General features: G+C 53.4%; 2 tRNA genes and 2 rRNA genes. All 4 read right to left on the bottom strand.

The window, feature by feature from the left end:
- Positions 1 to 150: ribosomal RNA gene (locus BO74_RS20895) — 23S ribosomal RNA — on the bottom strand; the annotation flags it as partial.
- A gap of 241 nt (positions 151 to 391) precedes the next feature.
- Positions 392 to 467 (bottom strand) — tRNA-Ala (locus BO74_RS20890).
- A 14-nt stretch (positions 468 to 481) separates the two neighbouring features.
- Positions 482 to 558 (bottom strand) — tRNA-Ile (locus tag BO74_RS20885).
- Positions 559 to 620: 62 nt separating this feature from the next.
- Positions 621 to 2,160: ribosomal RNA gene (locus tag BO74_RS20880) — 16S ribosomal RNA — on the bottom strand.
- Positions 2,161 to 2,320: the final 160 nt, after the last annotated feature.

Raw genomic sequence — 2,320 nt, 5'->3', positions numbered from 1 at the left:
TGGGATACTCCTTGCGGAGTGGGTTTCCCCATTCGGACATCTCCGGATCAAAGCTTCATTGCCAGCTCCCCGGAGCTTTTCGCAGGCTTGCACGTCCTTCTTCGCCTGTAATCGCCAAGGCATCCACCACATGCACTTAGTCGCTTGATCCTATAACCTTAAGCTCTCTTGCGAGAACCGTAAGCTACAGGCAACTCGTTTGTGCACAATACCCTGCTAGCTGTAACAGGATATTGTCGATGCAATTACAACCGTATCACTGACCTTGGTTTGTCGGCGGCCAGTGATACAACCTTCTTCCATTTTGTTAAAGAGCATACAGACTATTCATCTGTCAGAAGCAAATACTGCCCAACGGCAACACTTGCTTCTGACCCCTGAATTCAGGATTTGGTGGAGGATGACGGGATCGAACCGACGACCCCCTGCTTGCAAAGCAGGTGCTCTCCCAGCTGAGCTAATCCCCCGTTCCTTCAAACGTTGGTGGGTCTGGTTGGAATCGAACCAACGACCCCCGCCTTATCAAGACGGTGCTCTAACCGACTGAGCTACAGACCCTCCGTCTGTACTGCGTGTGACGATTGATAGGTTGTGAGTTCTTGATCAAGTCTTTTCTCTAGAAAGGAGGTGATCCAGCCGCAGGTTCCCCTACGGCTACCTTGTTACGACTTCACCCCAGTCACGAACCCCGCCGTGGTAAGCGCCCTCCTTGCGGTTAGGCTACCTACTTCTGGCAGAACCCGCTCCCATGGTGTGACGGGCGGTGTGTACAAGACCCGGGAACGTATTCACCGCGGCATGCTGATCCGCGATTACTAGCGATTCCGACTTCATGCAGTCGAGTTGCAGACTGCAATCCGGACTACGATCGGCTTTCTGAGATTGGCTCCCCCTCGCGGGTTGGCAACCCTCTGAACCGACCATTGTATGACGTGTGAAGCCCTACCCATAAGGGCCATGAGGACTTGACGTCATCCCCACCTTCCTCCGGTTTGTCACCGGCAGTCTCATTAAAGTGCCCAACTTAATGATGGCAATTAACGACAAGGGTTGCGCTCGTTGCGGGACTTAACCCAACATCTCACGACACGAGCTGACGACAGCCATGCAGCACCTGTGTTCAGGCTCCCTTTCGGGCACTCCTCAATCTCTCAAGGATTCCTGACATGTCAAGGGTAGGTAAGGTTTTTCGCGTTGCATCGAATTAATCCACATCATCCACCGCTTGTGCGGGTCCCCGTCAATTCCTTTGAGTTTTAGCCTTGCGGCCGTACTCCCCAGGCGGTCAACTTCACGCGTTAGCTACGACACTAAGAGGTTTAACCCTCCCAACATCCAGTTGACATCGTTTAGGGCGTGGACTACCAGGGTATCTAATCCTGTTTGCTCCCCACGCTTTCGTGCATGAGCGTCAGTAGTAACCCAGGGGGCTGCCTTCGCCATCGGTATTCCTCCACATCTCTACGCATTTCACTGCTACACGTGGAATTCTACCCCCCTCTGTCACACTCTAGCCGTGCAGTCTCAAAGGCCATTCCCAGGTTGAGCCCGGGGATTTCACCTCTGACTTACACAACCGCCTGCGCACGCTTTACGCCCAGTAATTCCGATTAACGCTCGCACCCTACGTATTACCGCGGCTGCTGGCACGTAGTTAGCCGGTGCTTCTTATGTCGGTACCGTCATCAACACGCTATGTTAGAGCGTGCCATTTCTTCCCGACCGAAAGAGCTTTACAACCCGAAGGCCTTCTTCACTCACGCGGCATGGCTGGATCAGGCTTGCGCCCATTGTCCAAAATTCCCCACTGCTGCCTCCCGTAGGAGTCTGGGCCGTGTCTCAGTCCCAGTGTGGCGGATCATCCTCTCAGACCCGCTACGGATCGTCGCCTTGGTAGGCCTTTACCCCACCAACTAGCTAATCCGACATCGGCCGCTCCGAAAGCGAGAGGTCTTGCGATCCCCCTCTTTCCTGCTCACAGAATATGCGGTATTAGCGTAACTTTCGCTACGTTATCCCCCACTTCCGGGTACGTTCCGATGCATTACTCACCCGTTCGCCACTCGCCATCAGGTGCAAGCACCCATGCTGCCGTTCGACTTGCATGTGTAAGGCATGCCGCCAGCGTTCAATCTGAGCCAGGATCAAACTCTTCAGTTCAATTCCTGTTAAAACTCTCGCTTGACGTCCTGCAGATCATTCCTGACCCACAGACTTCTTTACATCGTGCGAGCCTTCAATCTTTTCGCTATCTACTCAACGCAGATCGCAACCCGATCAAAAACCCACACCTATCAATCGTCCAGTTTTTAAAGATCAA

The organism is Propionivibrio pelophilus DSM 12018 (genome assembly GCF_059569095.1).
The sequence above is the reverse complement of the archived record's forward strand: the minus strand, read 5'-3'. Positions and strand labels throughout refer to the sequence as shown.